Annotated in this window: 18 protein-coding genes; 5 read left to right on the top strand and 13 right to left on the bottom strand. The window is 46.6% G+C overall.

The genetic code is table 11. From position 1 onward, the window contains the following. Positions 1-163: 163 nt before the first annotated feature. Positions 164-1150 carry a tRNA (adenosine(37)-N6)-threonylcarbamoyltransferase complex transferase subunit TsaD gene (gene tsaD, locus Q7U10_02410; protein ID MDO8281472.1) on the bottom strand — a complete coding sequence of 329 codons (987 nt, stop codon included), beginning with the start codon at positions 1148-1150 and terminating at the stop codon, positions 164-166. An 812-nt stretch (positions 1151-1962) separates the two neighbouring features. On the opposite strand from tsaD, the gene tpiA reads away from it, so the two are divergent. Next, positions 1963-2706, top strand: coding sequence for a triose-phosphate isomerase (tpiA, locus tag Q7U10_02405; GenBank protein ID MDO8281471.1), 744 nt, complete (start codon positions 1963-1965; stop codon positions 2704-2706). A 1-nt stretch (position 2707) separates the two neighbouring features. Continuing rightward, a complete protein-coding gene (secG, locus tag Q7U10_02400) occupies positions 2708-3061 on the top strand; it encodes a preprotein translocase subunit SecG (protein MDO8281470.1) in 354 nt (117 codons plus the stop codon). Between the two features lie 13 nt (positions 3062-3074). Here the strand turns inward: secG and folP are convergent, their stop codons facing one another. The 8 genes from folP to Q7U10_02360 form a co-directional block, all read right to left on the bottom strand. Beyond that, the gene (folP, locus tag Q7U10_02395) at positions 3075-3929 is read right to left on the bottom strand and encodes a dihydropteroate synthase (protein ID MDO8281469.1); all 855 of its coding nucleotides are present in this window, start codon (positions 3927-3929) and stop codon (positions 3075-3077) included. A gap of 26 nt (positions 3930-3955) precedes the next feature. Then, a complete protein-coding gene (locus tag Q7U10_02390; GenBank protein ID MDO8281468.1) occupies positions 3956-4510 on the bottom strand; it encodes a hydrolase in 555 nt (184 codons plus the stop codon). Between the two features lie 6 nt (positions 4511-4516). After that, positions 4517-6490, bottom strand: a complete 1974-nt coding sequence (gene acs / locus Q7U10_02385) for an acetate--CoA ligase (protein ID MDO8281467.1) — start codon at positions 6488-6490, stop codon at positions 4517-4519. Positions 6491-6587: 97 nt separating this feature from the next. Further along, positions 6588-8033, bottom strand: a complete 1446-nt coding sequence (locus tag Q7U10_02380) for a bifunctional serine/threonine-protein kinase/universal stress protein (protein MDO8281466.1) — start codon at positions 8031-8033, stop codon at positions 6588-6590. Positions 8034-8039: 6 nt separating this feature from the next. Continuing rightward, positions 8040-8783, bottom strand: a complete 744-nt coding sequence (locus Q7U10_02375; GenBank protein ID MDO8281465.1) for a metallophosphoesterase family protein — start codon at positions 8781-8783, stop codon at positions 8040-8042. A gap of 89 nt (positions 8784-8872) precedes the next feature. After that, entirely contained in the window at positions 8873-10495 is a 1623-nt protein-coding gene (locus Q7U10_02370) for an MFS transporter (protein ID MDO8281464.1), read from the bottom strand. A gap of 303 nt (positions 10496-10798) precedes the next feature. Beyond that, the gene (locus Q7U10_02365; GenBank protein ID MDO8281463.1) at positions 10799-12145 is read right to left on the bottom strand and encodes a sigma-54 dependent transcriptional regulator; all 1347 of its coding nucleotides are present in this window, start codon (positions 12143-12145) and stop codon (positions 10799-10801) included. 57 nt (positions 12146-12202) lie between these two features. Continuing rightward, complete coding sequence (locus Q7U10_02360) at positions 12203-15178, bottom strand: ATP-binding protein (GenBank protein MDO8281462.1); 2976 nt, start codon at positions 15176-15178, stop codon at positions 12203-12205. 46 nt (positions 15179-15224) lie between these two features. On the opposite strand from Q7U10_02360, the gene Q7U10_02355 reads away from it, so the two are divergent. Beyond that, the gene (locus Q7U10_02355) at positions 15225-15389 is read left to right on the top strand and encodes a hypothetical protein (protein ID MDO8281461.1); all 165 of its coding nucleotides are present in this window, start codon (positions 15225-15227) and stop codon (positions 15387-15389) included. Positions 15390-15426: 37 nt separating this feature from the next. On the opposite strand, the gene Q7U10_02350 is transcribed toward Q7U10_02355, so the two are convergent. Then, positions 15427-16533 carry a DUF362 domain-containing protein gene (locus Q7U10_02350; protein MDO8281460.1) on the bottom strand — a complete coding sequence of 369 codons (1107 nt, stop codon included), beginning with the start codon at positions 16531-16533 and terminating at the stop codon, positions 15427-15429. A gap of 68 nt (positions 16534-16601) precedes the next feature. Between Q7U10_02350 and Q7U10_02345 the strand changes: the two genes are divergently transcribed. Both Q7U10_02345 and Q7U10_02340 read left to right on the top strand, forming a co-directional pair. Further along, positions 16602-17405 (top strand): nitrilase-related carbon-nitrogen hydrolase, encoded by an 804-nt coding sequence (locus tag Q7U10_02345; GenBank protein ID MDO8281459.1) that lies wholly within the window; start codon positions 16602-16604, stop codon positions 17403-17405. Between the two features lie 19 nt (positions 17406-17424). Next, complete coding sequence (locus tag Q7U10_02340) at positions 17425-17892, top strand: YHS domain-containing (seleno)protein (GenBank protein ID MDO8281458.1); 468 nt, start codon at positions 17425-17427, stop codon at positions 17890-17892. A 28-nt stretch (positions 17893-17920) separates the two neighbouring features. On the opposite strand, the gene Q7U10_02335 is transcribed toward Q7U10_02340, so the two are convergent. The 3 genes from Q7U10_02335 to Q7U10_02325 form a co-directional block, all read right to left on the bottom strand. After that, positions 17921-18616 (bottom strand): cytochrome b/b6 domain-containing protein, encoded by a 696-nt coding sequence (locus Q7U10_02335; GenBank protein ID MDO8281457.1) that lies wholly within the window; start codon positions 18614-18616, stop codon positions 17921-17923. A 37-nt stretch (positions 18617-18653) separates the two neighbouring features. Further along, on the bottom strand, positions 18654-19916 hold the full coding sequence (locus Q7U10_02330; protein ID MDO8281456.1) for a hypothetical protein: 1263 nt from the start codon (positions 19914-19916) through the stop codon (positions 18654-18656). Positions 19917-19932: 16 nt separating this feature from the next. Next, positions 19933-20308, bottom strand: a 376-nt coding sequence (locus tag Q7U10_02325) for a hypothetical protein (protein MDO8281455.1), incomplete at its 5' end; no start/stop codon positions are given.

The following is a 20308-nucleotide window of genomic DNA, read 5'->3' as shown; positions in this document are numbered from 1 at the left end:
AACGAAAAACCGTCCGGATTGAAATCTTTAATTCATAAGCTTAAGCATGGTCCATTGACATGCCTCTTCTGCAAAGAAACATTCAATAGTTTTAAAGAGCTATGGGCACACTTCCTGAGACACTGCAACACCTGATAGGATTGAACAGCCAGTCGTGAGCTGGCTAAAGTGGCAGATAAGCCTTTGGATTTAAAGAGAAATCAGCTAATTTTCCATTTTTGTAATGGTGAAATCCAGCTGCTGCAATCATGGCAGCGTTATCAGTACTTAATTCCATCGAAGAGAGATAAACATCAATACCCTCACTCCCCCCCCTCTCTTTAATTTTATTTCTGAGAAAACTGTTAGCCGACACTCCGCCGGAAAGCGCTACGCTCTTTATACCTTCATTTTTTGCGGCTTTTAATGTCTTATTGATAAGCATCTCTATGGCAGCCGACTGAAACCCTGCAGCAATATCCTCTTTTTTTGATTCTGGATTTTCTTTAATATGGTTAAGTACAGCTGTCTTCAGGCCGCTATAGCTGAAGTCCAGACTGTCAGGAAGAATATGCCTCGGAAATGAAATCGATCCCGAATCACCCTTAGATGCCAGTTTCTCAATTAATGGCCCTCCGGGATAGCCTAATCCAAGCAGTTTTGCCACCTTATCAAATGCCTCACCAGCCGCATCATCCCTTGTCCGGCTTACTTCCCTGTATTTTCCAAAACCATCAACCCTGTAAATGCTTGTATGGCCTCCCGACACTACAAGGGCAATAAATGGAAAATCAGGCTTTGGATTATCTAAAAACACGGAAGATATGTGGCCCTCCAGATGATTCACGGCAATTAATGGCAGGTCATTAACATATGAGAGTGACTTAGCAAAGCATACACCTACAAGAAGTGATCCTATAAGCCCCGGGCCATTACAGACTGCAATAGCAGAGATGTCATGGAAGTTAACACTGGCATTATTCATTGCCTCATCAACAACCGGCCATATCATCTCAATGTGCCTTCTTGAAGCAAGCTCAGGCACTATCCCTCCATATTTCTGGTGGATATCGTTTTGATTTGATACAACATTGGAAACTATTATAGAGCCGTCTTCTACAACAGAAGCCGATGTGTCATCACATGATGTATCTATTCCTAAAATAAGCATTTGATAGATCTTTCAAGAGGTTATCAACAATTAATAATTATTTTTAGTAGACACAATTATATTTAACACAATTCAACGGTTTTAATACATGTACTTATAACATATATTCCTCTAACCTGTCAATTTATAAAAACAAATTTCATTATGTTCCACATGGAACAAACAAAAAGTAATTTTGGGGAAATGTGGATATGTTGATTGTATGGTTTTAGCCCATGATTGTTATCAAGATAATATTCACAACTATAACAAATTTATTTATATTGTCTATGGTCGCATTATGTTCCATGTGGAACGCATTGGTGTTCTGTTTAGGAAACATAATATAATTATGAGGTCGGCAAGACCCCACTAACTATTATCCCAGATTCTTATCCTTTTGAATTAAAACACCAGAGTTGCAGGAAGAGTGATGCGATTTTTAGTTTAAGATATTAATAAAGCAGTTGTGTTGCTAACACACTTTGTAGAAGTATTTTAATATAATAAGGTGTTGTAAATTCATATTATTTCTTTTCTCAAGTCCAGCTTTTTTATTACCATCAGTGGCAAACACCCCATTTTTATTAATGCATTACCATATTATCATTTAAATTCAATATGTTACACTATTTAATCCTCATTGCTTTCAGTAGCTTTAATTAAATAATGCTTTTGTAAACATAATCAATTATGCCTTACAGCTCTAGGCTAAACAATTGTTGATATTATCGTAAATTTTTTTAATACTTCAACTGCGTTGAGGAACAGAGAGTTTTTATGCTCTTGATAAACTTGACTTTTATGGCTTTTTACATATAAATTATCTACCTATGCGTAAGCCCTATATAGCAGCTAACTGGAAGATGATGAAGAACATTGCGGAGACCGAGGAGTTTATAAACTCTTTTATCCCGCTTGTTAACGGCATATCTGATGTTGATATCCTTATAGCGCCACCCTTTACATCGCTTGGTCTGGCATCGCATCTTTTGCTCCCTACAAATATAAAACTTGGCGCACAGAATATGTTCTATGAAGAAAGTGGTGCATACACAGGCGAGATATCAGCTGATATGCTGCTCTTTGCCGGCTGCTCAACTGTCATTATCGGACATTCTGAGAGAAGGCAGTTTTTTGGCGAAACTGACGAGACTGTAAATAAGAAGATAAAGATGGCCAGGAGCAAGGGGCTTGAGGTTATACTTTGCATTGGGGAGTCTCTTCAGGACCGCGAGGCAGGCAGGACATATGATCTCCTCGGAAAGCAGCTAACAGGTTCTTTGAAAGATTTATCACTTGATGGGATTACGATAGCATATGAGCCGATATGGGCTATAGGCACGGGCAAGACGGCAACTCCGCAGATTGCAAATGAAACACATACTTACATCAGAGAATGGCTTAATCAGAACAAGGAAAAGGCTGATAATGTTAGAATACAGTATGGTGGAAGCGTAAAGCCTGAGAATATTGGAGAACTAATGGCCGAACCTGAAATAGACGGTGCTCTTGTCGGCGGAGCAAGCCTTAACCCCGAGAGTTTTGCTAATATAATAAAAGGAGCAAGAAAATAATATGTATACATTTCTGGTGGTCTTACATCTGTTAGTCTGTTTTTTCCTTATATTTATCGTCCTGATACAGAGCAGCAAAGGTGCTGAGATGGGCTCGACATTTGGCGGTGGCTCAAGCCAGACACTTTTCGGGGGCAGGGGCGCAACTACATTTCTTGCAAAATTAACAACCTCTGTGGCTATCCTGTTCATGATTACTTCCCTAACTCTTGCATTCTACTCGATCAAGAGAACATCCATAGTTTCTGATGTCCCGGCTCAGCAAGAGACAAAAGCTCCGCTTACAGATACAGCGGGGCCTGTAACAGCTACGCCTGATGTTGCCCCTGCAACTGAAACACCGGCAGCAAAGTAATATACGCTATTAGTTAGACATTGCCTGGAATTGATCTGCCTTTAATAGCGTCTGCAATTCCGGCAACCCTGCTCATCTCTTTAACATCATGCACCCTTATGATGTTTGCTCCGTTGAATATGCCTATTGCGACAGCAGAGGCTGTTCCTTCAACTCTCTCGTTTGCCGGAAGGCCGCCGAGTATTTTACCTATGAACGCTTTCCTTGATGGGCCAAGCAGTATAGGTTTTTCAAAACCTTCAAACTCTTTTAAACGTCTGATGATCTCCAGATTATGATCAGCGGTCTTGCCAAAACCAATTCCAGGGTCAATGATGATCTTGTCATTAGAAACCCCGGCTTCCAGCGCAATTTCGATTGATTTTGCAAAATAGTCAATAATCTCCGGGATTAACGCCTTATAAGATGGATTATTTTGCATGTTTTGCGGCGTGCCTTTTATGTGCATGATGACAACCGGAAGTTTGTATCTTGCAACAAGCCCCGGCATCTTTTTATCAAACCTCAGCCCGCTGATGTCATTCACAATTGAAGCGCCTGCATTGATGGCCGCTTTTGCGACTTCTGACTTGTATGTATCTATAGAGATAGGAACCTTAACCTTCTTGGCTATAACTTCTATGATCGGCACTACACGTTTTATCTCTTCTTTAGCAGATATTTTCATAGCGCCAGGCCTTGTTGACTCCCCGCCGATATCTATAATGTCAGCGCCTTCAGACTGCATTCTGACAGCGTGTTCAACCGCAAGCTCTTGACTGAGAAAAAGGCCGCCGTCAGAAAAAGAGTCAGGCGTGACATTAAGGATGCCCATAATGCAGGTTCTTTCAGAAAGATCAAAGCTGTGGTTATTCCAGATCAGTTTCAAGTTCGCTCTATCTATAAGGAGTTGGGTTATTTTATCCTGTTGACAATCGCCTTGAACTCAGGGGTTCCGGCTTTCTCAAGGAGCTGAAATAATACCGTCTCTGTGCCGGTTATCACAGCTCCGGCGTCACGCATCAACTCTTTTCCTGTAACGTAATCATCCTTCTTTCTTGAGCATACAGCATCGCTTACAAGGTGAACAGCGTATTTCTCTTTCAATAAGCTCAGGCATGTCTGCAATACACAGACGTGCGTCTCCATGCCGGTGAGGATGATCTGTTTTCTCTTTAGAGAGGTTAGCTTCTTGAGAAAACCGTCACCCTTGCAGCAGTCAAACGTGACCTTCTCAAGAGGTTCATATAAAGGCAAAGCTTCTTTTATTTCATTAACCGTATGCCCAAGCCCTTTTGGATATTGCTCTGTAACAATGATGGGGATATTTAAAAGTTTTGCTGCCTCGATCAGATGAAGGCAATTGTTGACCACCTTTTCCCTCTGCTTCATGACAACGGCAAGCTTCTCTTGTATGTCAACGATGACGAGGACAGAGTTCTTATTGTTAAGGATGAACTTATCCGGCATAATCTTTTACAACCTTTCTTTTACAAGATTATCTACTACCGATGGATCTGCAAGGGTTGATGTATCGCCGAGGTCTTCAACATCCCCCTTGGCAATCTTCCTGAGTATCCTTCTCATTATCTTCCCGCTTCTGGTCTTCGGCAGGCCAGGCGCAAACTGCAATTTGTCCGGGGTTGCTATCGGCCCAATGACCGTTCTCACATGTCCGATCAGTATCTTCTTCAGTTCAGCTGAAGGATTATACCCGTCCTTCAGTGTGACATAAACATAAATGCCGTCGCCTTTTATCTCATGGGGGAAACCGACAACCGCTGCCTCTGCAACTGCTTCATGGCTCACCAGCGCGGATTCGACTTCAGCTGTTCCAAGCCTGTGCCCGGAGATATTTATAACATCATCGATCCTGCCCATCAGCCAGTAATCTCCGTCTGCGTCAATGCGCGCCCCGTCTCCTGAAAGGTACTTGCCCGGAAACTGCGCAAAGTACACTTCTTTTACACGCTTTTGTTCCGGGTCTCCGTATGTGCCACGTATCATGCCCGGCCACGGCTTATCGATCACGAGATAGCCGCCTTCGTTAACGCCTGCTGGTGAACCATCCTGTTTTATTATCTTTGGAACAATGCCCGGAAACGGCCTGTTCGCAGAGCCGGGCTTAAGAGTCATTGCGCCAGGAAGCGGCGTTATTAAAATTCCCCCGGTCTCTGTCTGCCACCATGTATCAACGATGGGGAGTTTCCCTTTGCCGATATTGTTGTGATACCACATCCAAGCCTCAGGATTTATCGGCTCTCCGACCGAACCGAGAACTCTGAGCGATGAAAGGTCATGCTTGTTCACATGGCTTTCACCCTCTTTCATCAATGCCCTGATAGCTGTCGGTGCGGTGTAGAAAATATTTACCTTGTGCTTGTCACAGATATCCCAGAACCTCCCTGCATCAGGATATGTCGGGATGCCTTCAAACATGAGGCTTGTCGCTCCGTTTGAAAGAGGGCCGTACACTATATAACTGTGGCCTGTGACCCAGCCGATGTCTGCCGTGCAGAAATGTGTATCTTCTTCGTGGTAGTCAAATATCCAGCGGAATGTGAGGTTGGTGTAAAGCATATATCCGCCTGTTGTGTGAAGCACGCCTTTTGGCTTGCCTGTTGAGCCTGATGTGTAGAGGATGAAGAGCGGGTCTTCCGCATCCATCTGCTCAGGCTCGCAGTAGTTTGTGATGCCAGCATCTTTCATGTCTTCATGCCACCATGAATCACGGTTTGCTTCCATCTCTATGCTGTCAGCCCGTCTTACCACGATCACCTTTTCAATCGTAGGGCATTCCTGCAGCGCCAAATCTGCATTTGACTTGAGTGCCACGAATTTTCCGCCTCTCACTCCTCTATCAGCGGTGATAAGAAGCTTTGACTGGCAGTCCTGTATCCTGTCGCGCAGCGCCTGAGCGCTGAAGCCGCCGAAGACTATGCTGTGTATCGCGCCGATACGGGCGCATGCCAGCATCGCGATAGTCAGCTCGGGTATCATAGGCAGATAGATCGTTACCCTGTCGCCTTTCTTCACGCCTTTTTTCTTCAGGACATTGGCAAACCTGTTTACCTCGAGATGAAGCTGCTGATAAGTATATGTTTTATAGGAGCCGTCATCGGCCTCCCAGATTATCGCGGCTTTATTCTTCCTTGCTGATGTCAGATGGCGGTCAAGACAGTTATATGAGGCATTCAGCTTCCCGCCCTGAAACCATTTAATATCGGGTTTTTCAAAGTTGTATTCAAGCACCTGGTCCCATTTTTTATACCAGGTCAGATTCTGCTCTGCCATCTCAGCCCAGAATCCTTCGGGGTCTTCTACAGAGCGTTTATATATCTTTTCATACTCTTCCATGCTCTTTATGTGAGCCTTGCTGCTGAATTCCTTTGATGGCGGGAAGGTCCTTTCTTCCGTCATGAGGACTTCAATTTTTTTGTCGTCTGCCATTATGAACCTCCTGTAGAATTAATTATGTTTTTTAATAAAAAGTATATCAGTTAACAAGTTATAAGCCGTATTATAAGTCATTAAAAAGAACATTGCATCAATTTTTCTCCTCTTGATTTTCGAGTTCATCGCCTTGAAAAGCATCTTCATTCTTATGATGGCGGACAACGGTCACGCTGCAGGGCGCTTCTGCAACAACCCGTGAAGATACGCTGCCGAGAAAACGCCGCATGGCCGAGCTGCCGCGCGCGCCGATAATAATATGGTCTACATGGTTCGACGCTGCGTAATTGACGAGAGCCGCTGCCGGGTCGGGGAACTCAAGGACGTGAAACGATATCCTGTCAGCAGGTATTTCCAGTCCGCGCGCCCAGTGTTTTAGCTCTATCAGAGACTTCACGTGGAGATTTCTTCCGGCTTCATCAACGCCGAGGTCTATGCCCACAAGCGGTGTTTTGCGCACGGTAACGCAAGTGAGCCGGGCGTTTCTCCCGGCATAAAAAATACGCTGTACCGCCTGACGAAGAGTAACTGAAAGCGCCTCTGCTCTGGCAGAAGTATCCACTGCGGCCATGATGATCGGCACAGCATCAAGATGCCGTGTGACAGACCGGGTAAAAGAGAGCCCGTATTTTTTGTAATTAAACCAGCGCTTAAATATCGTCCAATGGCTGTCCCGCCTACCGCGTTCAGCCCGTGACGTAAGCTCGACCTGTTCAGGATGCTGAAGGGCAAATGCAAGCTGGGCCGCGCTGCCATACCGCGCTGCCGGATCTACTTCAAGACATTTTAAAATTATTTCCTGCAGCCAGCGCGGGCATTCTTTATTTAAAGCCCGAGGAGGGACAGGATCCACATATAACCGCCTCCTGAGTCCCGCCCCGCTTTTCGGATCGCCGAACGGCTGCTCGCCTGTAATTAATTGATACAGTATCACGCCGAGTGAGAAGATGTCGCTGCGGGGATCGCTGCGTATATTCAGCACCTGCTCAGGCGAGATATAAGGGGCTGTGCCTATCGGCAGGCGGAACTCCTCTGCCATAAGGTCTGGAAGGTTCTCATGCCGTGATAATCCGAAGTCGATCAGAACCGCCTCGCCGCTTTCACATAATAGGATATTGTCCGGCGTAACATCGAGATGAATGACATGCTGGCGGTGAAGGTCATGCAGGGCTGCAGCCACTTTAGCGCCAATCCCTGCGACTTCATCCGCGTGAAACGGCGCCTTATCCATACGTGTGTCAAGCGAGCTTCCGGGAATATGTTCCATTACAAGGAACGGTCGGTTTGTAAAGTCACCCGCAGCTATAAAGCGCGGCACATGCTTCCCGGTGAGTTTCGGCATGATCATCTGCTCGACCTCGAAGCTTACAACAAATGATGGATCGTCTCCATCCTTAAGCCACGGGACTTTCATTACCATCGGCAAGGCCATATCTTCCCGCGTCACTTTCCAGATAGTCGCCATACCGCCCGCGTGAATTTTCTCTTGGATGGTGAATCCGCCCAGCAATGTGCCTGTCTTAATAGGTTCCTCTGCCAATTTTATTTAAACCCCTAATTCCAGACGTGCGCCCAACCACTCGGGCAGGCCTGCTTCGCGTATCTTCTTTGCCGCGGCTGCAGTGTCGTATGGTACACGAAAATATGTCAGCATGCCCCGGCTTGAATCGTATATCGAATAACATGCCGCAGGATTTCCGTCGCGCGGCTGGCCGACAGACCCTGGGATGATAAGCCAGCTCCGCTGTGTGCTGAGAGGAATCCCTATGCCGGGCTGAGGAACAAAGGCATTAACACTTTTCTTGCGTATCTGGTGATAAAGGCATGGTTCATGCACATGCCCGCAGAATGTTAAACGGCAGAGGGTAGCAGCAAGACTGCGTCCTGCATCAAACGTATCAGTTATATAGTCCCATTGACCCGGGGCCCAGGCATTTGCATGCACATACAAGCGGTCAAGCTCCTCTATCCGCAGAGGAAGTTCTGACAGGAATTTTATTTGAGAGTTATTAAGGCGGGGTTGCGTCCATTCAACTGCGTATCGTGCATCGTCATGCATATCCCTGTCCGGTTTTTTATATACTGCTTCATCGTGATTCCCCAGTACAACTATAGCGCCGTTTTCATGATGATGCATGATAGTGTCGAGTACCCATTCCGGATCAGCGCCATAGCCAATCAAGTCCCCTAAAAAAACATTTCTCTCAACACCTTGCAAGATCGAGTGATGGAGGCATGCTTCTAAAGCTTCACGATTGGAGTGAATATCTGCAAAGAATGCTATTCGCATATCAAATTAGTAAAAAAGCATCCGGCAGGATGGCATTTGCCGCCCTGCCGGACACCGTAATTAAAGAATACTAAATTGTTTACTCACAATCAATGTTCGTGGGTTGTAATATCCCTGTCCTTTGTTTCCTTTAAAAATAACGCGCCAATGACTACTGTTATGAGCGCAACTATGATCGGGTACCACAGGCCATAGTAGATATTGCCTGTTGCAGCTACCATCGCAGTTGCTGTGAGCGGCAGCATGCCTCCGAACCAGCCGTTGCCAATATGATATGGCAAAGACATGGATGTATAGCGTATCCGGGTCGGGAAGAGCTCAACCAGGAAGGCGGCGATAGGGCCGTACACCATAGTAACGTAGATTACGAAGATAAACAGGATCAGCAGTACCATCGGATAATTTATTTTGCTCTTGTCAGCTTCAGCAGGATAACCTTGAGCTTTCAGAGCATCCTTGACCGCGGCATCGTTGAAGCCTTCGATCTTGACATCGTTGATCTGCGTGATGACCTTCGTGCCCGCCGGTGCGTCAATGGCCGTGAAGTTCAGCCCGAGCTTAGTCAGGGAGTCCTTTGTCTTGTCGCACTCTGTGAACTTACTCCAGGGCCCGACGAAGAGGTGGAACTGGCAGTCTGCAGGGTCGGCAGTGACCGTAATATTCGTCTTAGCGTGGAATGCCTCGAGATCCGGGTTGACGTTGTGGGTGAGCGCTGCAAACAACGGGAAGTAGGTCACGGCGGCGATCAGGCAGCCGGCGAGTATGATCTTGAGGCGGCCGATCTTATCAGAGAGCCAGCCGAAGAAGATGAAGAACGGAGTGCCGAGCAGCAGAGACGCTCCGATCAATGTGTAGGTTGTGAGGAAGTCAAGCTTGAGTGTAATCTGCATAAAGAAGAGCGCGTAGAACTGGCCTGTATACCAGACAACGCCCTGGCCTGCGGTTGCTCCAATGAGCGCAAGCAGAACATACTTGTTGTTCGGGTAGCGCAGGAAGCTGTCGGTAAGCGGAGCCTTGGAGCCCTTGCCCTCTTCCTTCATTTTCTTGAATACAGGTGACTCATGCAGCTTGAGCCTGATCCAGATTGATACTCCGAGAAGAATGATCGAGAGCCAGAACGGAATTCTCCAGCCCCAATCCGCGAACACTTCCTTGGGCATATAAACGCGGGAAAGGCCGATGACCAGCAGCGCCAGGAAGAAGCCGACCGTGGCTGTTGTCTGGATCCAGCTGGTGTTGTAGCCCCGGCGATGGTGCGCAGAATGCTCGGCAACGTAAGTTGCCGCTCCGCCGTACTCTCCTCCGAGGGCAAGGCCCTGCAGCAGGCGCAGCAACACGAGGATGATCGGAGCTGTCCAGCCAATCGCCGCATAGGTCGGCAAAAGACCGACGCTAAAGGTCGCAAGACCCATAACGACAATCGTTATCAAAAATGTGTACTTGCGGCCGATAAGGTCGCCGATACGGCCGAATACGAGCGCGCCGAAGGGCCGCACAAGGAAGCCTGCCGCATAGGTTGCGAATGCCGACATCAGTGCAGCTGTCTCATTCCCCTTCGGAAAAAAGAGCGTTGCGAAGAACGGTGCCAGCGTTGCGTACAGGTAAAAATCATACCACTCGAACACTGTTCCAACCGATGAAGCTACGATAACCAATCTTTCCTCTTTGGATATCGGCGCTTTCTCTGATAATTCTTCTGTGGCTATAGCCATTGTTTAGTCCCCCTTTTGTTTATTGTTGTCTTCATTCAGCGCTTGTGCACATAATATTTTTATAGCTTGGAAACGTCCTGTTTTCTTTATTGATAACCTCCTTTATTATATTTTTAAGTAAAAGAACAACATATAAAATGCAAATAGAATGCCAGTGGATTGAATTACAAAAACCTGTTAATAATTCAATGGGTTAGACAGTCTGGCAGGGAAGATATTTTGAAAGCCTTTGTAACTATTAGTAGCAGAATTTATTGATCAGGTTACGAAAAGTAACGAAGTTAGTCGGCAGTATCATGAATGTTAATCCTTAATAATCCCCCATCGCTTTCTTTTTTCCCAGAGCGACTTTCTTGTTATGCCGAGCATGTCAGCGATCTGCTGTTCATTGTACAGGGCCTGGAACCTCATGATAAACCGTTTGGTATAATCTTCAATGCTCAAGCCCGTCTCTATTGACGCGTGCTGAAAAGATCTCATGTCACGCATCATCTCAGGGAGGTTCTCGATCCTTATCGTGCTGTCTGCGGCAAGGAGTATCGCCCTTTCAATGACATTCTGCAGCTCTCTCACATTGCCCGGCCAGCTGTAATTTTTAATGGCGGCAAGCGCGTCAGGCGATATCTCGCTGATCTTTTTCCCGAACTGGCGGGAGTACTTTTCCACAAAATCCTTAACAAGCAGGGGGATGTCCTCTTTTCTCTCTCTTAACGGGGGCATCTTAAGGGTGATTGTATTTATCCTGTAATAAAGGTCCTCGCGAAAAGCGCCGTCTGTCACGGCTTTTTCAAGGTCTGTATTGGTAGCAGTAATAAGCCTGACATCGACCTTTGCCGACTTCGTGCCTCCGAGCGGCCTAATCAGCTGGTCATCAACAACTCTGAGGAGCTTTACCTGAAAAGATGTGCTGATGTCGCCTATCTCATCAAGAAATATCGTTCCCCCGTCAGCCTCCTCAAAGAGCCCCTTTTTTGACATGACCGCCCCGGTGAAGGCGCCTTTCAGATGCCCGAAGAGTTCGTTTTCAAGAAGGCTCTCGGGTATCGCTGAACAGTTTATCGGGACAAAAGGCTTATCTCTTCGCGAACTATTGTTGTGTACGGCACGGGCAAAGAGCTCTTTGCCCGTGCCTGTTTCACCGAGGAGAAGGATGCTGCTTTTTGTATCGGCAACTTTTTTTACCTCTTCCATGATGCCTTTGAGCGCCGTAGTCTCGCCTATTATGTTGGTGAAGTCATATGTCTTTCCGATCTCGCGTTTCAGCAGTATGTTTTCGCTGAGGAGGCTCTTCTGAATGAGGGCGTTCTTCACCACCTGCTTTATCTCCTCATGCATGACAGGCTTCATAATATAGTCGTAGGCTCCTGACCTGAGCGCAGTAACAGCGGTTTCGAGGGAGGCGTAGGCTGTCATCATAATGAAGATCTGATCGGGGGAAACCTTTCTCACCTGCTTGAGCAGTTCGATCCCATCCATCCCGGGGAGGATTATGTCCGATATTATTACGTCATATAAACTTGTTTCGAGGAATTCAAGCCCCTTTTTTGCGGAATCAGCGGTGTCAACGGCAAAACCGTCTTTCGTGAATATCCGGCCGAGGGAATCTCTCAGTGTTTCTTCGTCTTCTATTATCAGGATGCTTTTCGACATATCATTACCGGTTTATAAGTATATATTGCATCAATAAATACCGCAAAGCGCACGGCATCAGGCGCTGCCTTTTTCATTAGCTTCGTTTTTCAGCGGGAGCCTTATGATAAAACCGGCTCCATGACCGCGGGCTCCATCTATTTCAATTGTGCCGCCATGATCTTTTATAATGCTGTAGCAGATGCTGAGCCCGAGCCCGGTTCCTTTAAGCGGCCCTTTTGTTGTGAAGAAAGGATCAAATAACTTGTCCATATTTTCGTGGCTTATCCCGGTGCCGGTATCTGAAAAGACGGTTTCAACATACCCGTTTCTGTGCCTTACGGATATCTCAAGTATCCCGCCTTCAGGCATTGCGTCTCTCGCATTAAGCATGAAGTTGAGGAATACCTGCTGCATCTGATCCGGGTCTGCCTTGACCGCAGGTGTCTCCCTTATATCTTTACGGATCTCTATCTTATTAAAGTTCTTGTCGTACTTGATGAGGTTCAGGGTGCTCTCAAGGATTGCGCTTATATCAGTGGGTATCTTCTGCCTTGGCGACAGCCTGGCAAAGTCGCCGAGCTCCCTGACGATCCTTGCGATCCTGTTTATGTGGGTATTGACCGTCTTGAGTGAGTCTGACACAAAGGGGGAGAGGTCTTCAGTAAGGAGTTCCTGCACAAGGGAAGAGATTGAAGCCAGCGGATTCCCTATCTCATGTGCAACTCCGGCGGCTAGTCTCCCTATGCTCGCATGCTTTGTCGTCCTGAAGAGATCCTCCTCTATCTTCTTCTTTTCAGTAATATCTTCTATTACCAGAACATATCCTTTCTGGGTGCCTGTAAGCTTGCTCAGATAGACCTTCAGAAGCATCCTCGCCTCATTATTAAAGTCCCTGTGGCAGATGACCTCTCCTTCGGTGATTTCAGGGGTGAATAAGGCTGGATGAAGGCATTTGAGCAGGTGCTCAGCCTTCATGTTGAGGGCATCATCAGAGACGATGCCGGTTATTCCGCTCATCGCATGGTTCCAGTACTTTACCTTAAGAGATTCGTCGAGTGTGGCTACCCCGAGGGGAATGCTCTCGATTATGTTCTCGCTGAACTCCTTGAGAAGGGCGAGCTGCCGGTTCTTTTCAGCCAGTTCCTGCCTTGAGAGGCGCAGGCTGCTTGATATCCTCTTTACTGAATCTGATATCTGCGCCTTTTCATCAGGGGTGAGGTATGTCCTGTCACGGAAGACAAGGCTGCTGATAGATGGGCTGAAGACGCCGGAAAGTACCGCCTCTGCCTCACCTCTCAGGCGGAAGAGCCATTCTTCTGAGATGGTATCTCTGTTTAAACCATTTCTATTGAGAAAATTTCTGACAGCGCCAGCGGCCTCTGAACGTCCGATATATCCGGAGAGTGTGCTCTCTATCTCCTCAACGCTCATTAACTTTCTTGAGAGATCAAGCTCAACCGGCGAGTATGCGTCCACAAATATCAGGGACTGCCTTGTTTCGGCTTCTGATTCTTTTGTGAATAAAGATACAGTGACATAGAAAAATAGGTTTAGAAAGAGCCCCCAGAAGAGAGAGTGGCTCCACTTGTCGAGGCCGTGCAGTCCGAATAAGGCAAACGGGTTAAGGAGCGTAGAGCTGAATACTCCGCCGAATACTCCGCCCTCAACAATTATGCCGGCTTTCATAAGCGCAGGGATGATGAGTGTATAGACCCATATGATGAAACCGGCTAGTATGCCTGCGATGGCGCCCTTTTTGTTGCCGCCCTTCCAGTATAGGCCGAAGAGAAAGGCCGGGGCGAATATAGTGACCGCCTCAAAGGATTTAAGCCCTATGTCTACAAGGCTGTAGAAATTTCCTATGTACACTGCGAAGAAATACCCGAGAAATACGAGTCCCACGATCACAATTCTTCTGGTGTTAAGTATCATCGTGTAAAAGCCCTTCATCGCGTTCATGCTCCAGACCGCCGGCATGATGAAGCTGTTCATGACCATGGTGCTGAGCGCAAGAGATTCAACGATTATCATGGCCGAAGCCGCAGAGAACCCGCCGATGAATGCAAGGAGCGCGAGCATCGGCACCCCCTGACTGAGAGGGATGCTGAGGACAAAATAGTCAGCAGACTGCTTTGCCCCGCCAAGGAGCAGCCCGCCGTACGCTATAGGCAGGACAAATATATTCATCATAAAGAGGTAGAGCGGGAAGAGCCACATCGCTTTTTTTATGTGCTCTTCAGAGGAGTTTTCAACAACCGATACATGGAACTGCCTCGGGAGAAACATTATCGCCATCATCGAAAGGAAGGTCAGCGAGGCCCATTCTGAAAAGCTTATATTGGAATCCCCGCCGAGCTTCATAAGATTTGAAAACTGCGAATCCCTTATACGGCTAAAGATATCTCCGAAGCCGTTAAAAAGGCTGTAAGTAACGAACAGGCCGACCGTTACGAATGCGACAAGTTTAATGGCTGACTCAAACGCTATGGCAAAGACTATACCGCCGTGCCTCTCTGAGACATCTATTTTGCGGGCGCCGAAAAATACCGCGAATAGTCCGAGTACAAGCGTTATGAACCATCCTGCGAAATGGCTTCCCTCAGGTTTTCCTGCGAGGATGGAAAATGTTGTCATTATAGCCTTGAGCTGGAGGCCGAGATATGGAGTTATGCCTATGACAGCGACAAATGTGACAAGGGCTGATAAGAAGAGCGAGTTGCCGTAACGGGAGGCTATAAAGTCTGATATCGTGGTTATCCTGTTCTTTTTTGATATATAGACTATCTTTCTGAGAACCACCCACCATAAGGCGGCCATGAGCGTGGGCCCTATGTATATGGTGAGAAAGCTCAGCCCGGAATTTGCCGCCTTGCCTACGCTTCCGTAAAATGTCCACGAGGTGCAGTAAACCGCCAAAGAGAGCGAATAGACATAAGGGTTGGAGACGATATTGCTTCCTGTCTTCTCTTTCTGCTCAGCGTAATTGGCGATTATAAAGAGCAGGCCGAGATAACCGAAAATAATAGTGAAGAGAAAAATTATGGAGAACAATCAGCCCTCCTTGTCCCTGCGCCCAGAATACACGGAAACAAAATATATGGCTGCGATGAAGAGGGCCCAGACGATAAAGAGATATTTCGACAATTCCGTGTCAAAGACGCTGATGACCGGCCAGTTAAAGAGTATGATGCCGAGTGAAAAGAGGAAGATGCAGATATCTCTTGCCATCGATAATTATATAATAAAATCAGAAAATCAATAAAAAGTTTTATAGGAATCGGCTGGCGGATGTCAGGATCTTACATCTTCAGGCATTTTCTTATCATCTTCCCCGGCATAGTCTCTTCTGTCCTCAGAGCGCCGTGGGGACAGACTTCTACACAGCAGTAACACCTGATGCACTTGTCATAGTTAAAATCAATCTTCTTTTTAGAGTGATTTATCGCTTTTGCAGGGCAGTACTTCCAGCACTCTCCGCAGAGTTTGCACATTTTGTCATTGCATACAGGCCGCTGCGTTAAGTGGCTTCTCATAAAGCTGTGAAACCGTTTCGGGCCGAACATTCCGGAGCCTGTCTGAGGAAACTTAAAGTCTCTGATCTCAGGCATCGCCCCGTCGATCTCAATATCTTCATCCACTATCCCGTACTCAAGCGCTATCTTGTTTGTTAAGACCTTCTCAGGCGCTATACCTAACATCCTGCACAATGCGATATCAAGAGCTGCTGTATCCAGGCTGCCAGCAATTATGCCGATCTCCCTCGGTTCGCCGCTCCTGCCCGGGCCCTGTCCCTCCATCGCCAGTATTCCGTCAATAATTGTTACAGATGGTTTTACCGCCTGATAGATCCTGACGAGCAGCCTTGCAAATATCTCAGTGTCTGTGCCTGCCCTCAAATGCCATTCGGGCTTCTTCATTCCGACAATACAGCCGAAGAGATTTTTCACCCCGAGCGTAAGGAGCATCTGCGAGTGGGTCTTTAATTTCGGAAGGTTTATAAACAGATCAGCATTCAGAGCCTCTTCAGCGATTTCGATCTTGCCGAATGGTTTGCCTGCTTCGATAGAGACGCTTTTTTTAAACTCGCTGAACTCTACATCAAGGCCTTCAAGAGCGCTTTTGACCCCGCTCTCTATCAGTATTTTCTCAAAAGAGCCTGTAGCAGGGCTGTCGGATATAACAGGGTGAGCGCCATGATAAAGCACATACTCGGCAGCAGCTTTAATGATCAAAGGGTGGGTAACTATTGCTTTGTCAGGAGGAGCAGGCGCAAGGAAGTTCGGCTTTATCAGCACGCGGCTTCCCTTCTGAACCAAGCCGCCTGCAACTGCGTCAAAGAGTTCAAAGAATGCGGGCTTTAATGTTTTATAGTCGTACGACGCATTCCTGATTATTACCTTTGCCATAGTCATCTATCTTAACAAAATCAAAAAACAGATAGACAATTCCCTGCGATTGATGATACTTTATTAACATGAAAACAGGCATCTTTCAATTTGATACGGCATTTGGGAAAAAAGAGGAGAACCTTAAGAAGGTTGCGGCTGCATTAAAAGATATTGACCTTCAGCTCCTTGTCCTGCCTGAGCTTTTTGCAACAGGCTATCAGTTCAGGTCACAGGATGAGGTGGCTGAGCTTTCTGAAACTATCGAAGGTGGACAGACGACCGAGTTTCTCTGTGACATGTCCAGAGAAAAAGGCATCTATATCGTTGCCGGGCTTCCTGAAAGGGACGGAGATAAATTTTATAACTCAGCCGTGCTCACAGGGCCTGAAGGATTGATAGGCACATACCGCAAGACACATCTCTATTTTGAGGAGACATTATACTTCACGCCCGGAGATACAGGCTTCAGGGTATGGGATACAAAGATAGGAAAGATCGGTGTCATGATCTGCTATGACTGGTTCTTCCCCGAATCATTGCGATGCCTTGCCATTGAGGGTGCGGAGATAGTGGCGCATCCTTCAAACCTTGTGCTTCCTTACTGCCCTGATTCAATGCATGTCAGGGCGCTTGAGAACAGGGTCTTCACTGTCACTGCAAACCGTATCGGGACTGAAGACAGAACAGCAGGCAAACCGCTGAAGTTCATAGGCCAGAGCCTGATAGCCTCGCCAAGAGGTGAAGTATTGGTAAAGGCATCATACAGCAAAGAGGAGATCATAATCGCAGATATTGACCCTTCGGCTGCGAGAGATAAATCATTAAATATTTATAATGATATCTTTAACGAAAGAAGGCCGGATATGTATGGGGCTTTGCTTAAAAAATAAATATATTCAGGAGACAGCCATGATTAATAAGAGATTTCGCAGACCATTTTATCTCATTATCGCTCTTGCTATCCTTTCAATCCATCTTAGTTGCACATCTTCTCTTCCACCTGTCAATGCCGATTCAAAGGGTATCGCAATAAAAGGATACGATGCTGTCGCATACCACTCCGTGAATAAGCCTCTCGTTGGGAAGAATGCTTTTGTGTTTGAATGGAACGGGGCAAAGTGGCTCTTTGCGAATGAGGAGCATATGAGGCTCTTCATGGACTTTCCCGATAGGTATGCGCCAAAGTACGGGGGATATTGCGCCTATGCGGTAAGCCAGGGCTCCACTGCTGATATGGATCCTGAGGCATGGATTATAGTTAAAAACCGCCTCTACCTTAACCTTAATAAAGAGACACAGGCACTATGGGAAAAGGATATGGTCGCCAATATCAACAAAGCCGACAGCAACTGGCCCGGGGTCTTGAAGCAGAAATGATGTTCTTTTAACTGTTATAAATTATCCATCACCTCTCACTATCGGGCGGACGATCATCCCCGTAATGCTCCCGATACCATTTGCCGTAATGATGCTTTGCCCAGTGCCTGTCAACAAAGCCTGTTACCATCCCTTCAAGTCCGATGCGGCTTGCGGGATTGATCAATGCCATATATATATGTCCTGCTATCAGCGGGACAACTATCATCGCCATAAGAAAATGCAGAACCCATGAGACAAAGGCGACATCGGTCAGCCATACCAGCAGGCCGGTCAGTATATAAAGCGGGTATGTCGCCATGAGGTTCATGAAGTTGATCTTTTCTGCGGCATTGAACTTGCCCTGCTCAGGGAGCACGAACTTTTTGCTTACAGCAGCAAGCCCCATGAGGGAGAGCCATCTCATATCTTCAATTGTCCAGACCCATGCCTGTTTTATGTTGTAAAAATATATCCTGTGATCCCCCCTGCTTTTCATCACCGCTGCAAATGGAAGGAATATGAGGAACATGCCGGATATCCTGTGCGTCCAGGAGAATAACGCGCGGTACGGACGCTGAGGGTCAGGGTTGTATACGATAACCATCACAAGCGCTGTTGTCATGCATACGAGAAACGGCACAGCCAGCGCCCAGTGCAGCGACCTCTCTGATTTTCTGAAGCGCAATATCTTTTCTGAAACCGGGATATCATCTATAATCTTATTTTCATCACTGTGGCTCATCGGCAGTCTCCATATGCTGTAAGTATATTCATAATTCTCAGAATTTATAGCCGACCTTTGTGAATATTGAGGTGTTGTAGTAATCATCTTCCTGATAACGCTCGGCAGAGACAAACAGGTCATAGCTCTTGTTTATCCTCCAGGCAAGAGAGGAGCCGTAAGTCAAGGTAGCATTTGTGAAGCCGCCGCCACCGCTTCCAAGCTCCTCAAGTTCTTTGCTTATATAAACTGAGGCATCCACATCTTCAAGTATCCTGCGCGAGACCTCTGCCCTGAATTCATCCTCAATCGAATCAAAATTGTCCACATGGGTATAATGGCCTGATATATCAAAACCATTAAGATCGCTTTTTTTCATTCCTGCCGTGTATCTCATTGCCTTTGCGTTGTCTTCACCCCTTTTCTGATATGCCACAGAGCCGAATATCTTAAGGCCTTTTATGATATTGTAATCAACCTTGAGGCCTGTCCTTGCGAGAGAGTTAAAGTCATAGAAATAGTCATCATAATAATCTATCTTAAAATAATCCTTTGCAGACGCATATAATTTTACAGCCCTGTAATAGCTGTGAAAGAGCGTGAACCGCAGGTCTTTGGAATATGCGTACAAAGCATTAATGTTAAGGTTCTCAAGGTCTATTGTATCAGTCAATTCATTTCTGCTCGCGACCGCGACCGCATTCAGTTGCAGTTTTTCGATCGGGTTGGAATCAAGCTGCATGGATGCGTACTCCCTGTCGGTCTCGCCTTTATATCTCATATTTTCATAGCCCATCTTAAGATTGTACTTCTCCTTGTCTATTTCGCCGTAGACCCCGATGCTCGTGAATTTGGAGTTAAAAGAGCTGTCGTATCTGTCAGGCGCAAGGCCGCCGAATATGCCTATGCCTATATCCTTGGTGATGAGATATTTCACATTGAGGCCGTCAATATATGAGTTATACATCTCCTCTATATACTGCCTGCCCAAAACAGCTTTTATCTTTCCATTCGGGAATTTATATCCTGCCCAGAGCTCCATTAATTTAAATTCAGGAGAGTCTTCATGCAGGTCTCCGTCAAATATCTTCCCCCTTATTCTCCCGTTAAAATTAAAATACCAACCCGGCTCTTTGTCTTCCTCCTTAAATATTCTTATCTTGGATGAGAGAACATGAAGGTCGCTGCTCTCGCTGTCAAAAGAATAGTAATCACTTAATGAGAGCCGGCCTTTTATATCCTCTGCGTATGCAGATAAAGGCAGGAGTAAAAGCATCGTCATCAACATCAGCATCTTTAAGACCGTTTTAAAATCTTTCATTTTCACCTCTCCTTTTTTAATCATCGTCAGCTCCTTCCCATGAATTATTATTATGACAACGCAGACAGTCAGTAGGATTGCTCGGATGCTCTCTTGCATGATCGCTTGAGTGGCACCTGTAGCAGTTGTCTTCGCTTGTTCCTGCGTATGCCCCCGGATAGCCGCTGCTGTGGCATGACGCGCAATCTAAAGATACATGAGCGCCTTGCAATTGGAAGCTCTGATGGCTGGTCGCACCGCTCCATGAGTTGTTATTATGGCAGAGCAGACAGTCAGTAGGATTGCTCGGATGCTCTCTCGCATGGTCGCTTGAGTGGCACCTGTAGCAGTTGTCCTCGCTTGTTCCTGCGTATGCCCCGGGATAGCCGCTGCTGTGACATGACGCGCAATCT

This window comes from Thermodesulfovibrionia bacterium (assembly GCA_030646035.1).
In the GTDB taxonomy this organism is placed as follows: domain Bacteria; phylum Nitrospirota; class Thermodesulfovibrionia; order UBA6902; family UBA6902; genus JACQZG01.
This window is presented reverse-complemented; position numbering and strand designations above follow the sequence as displayed.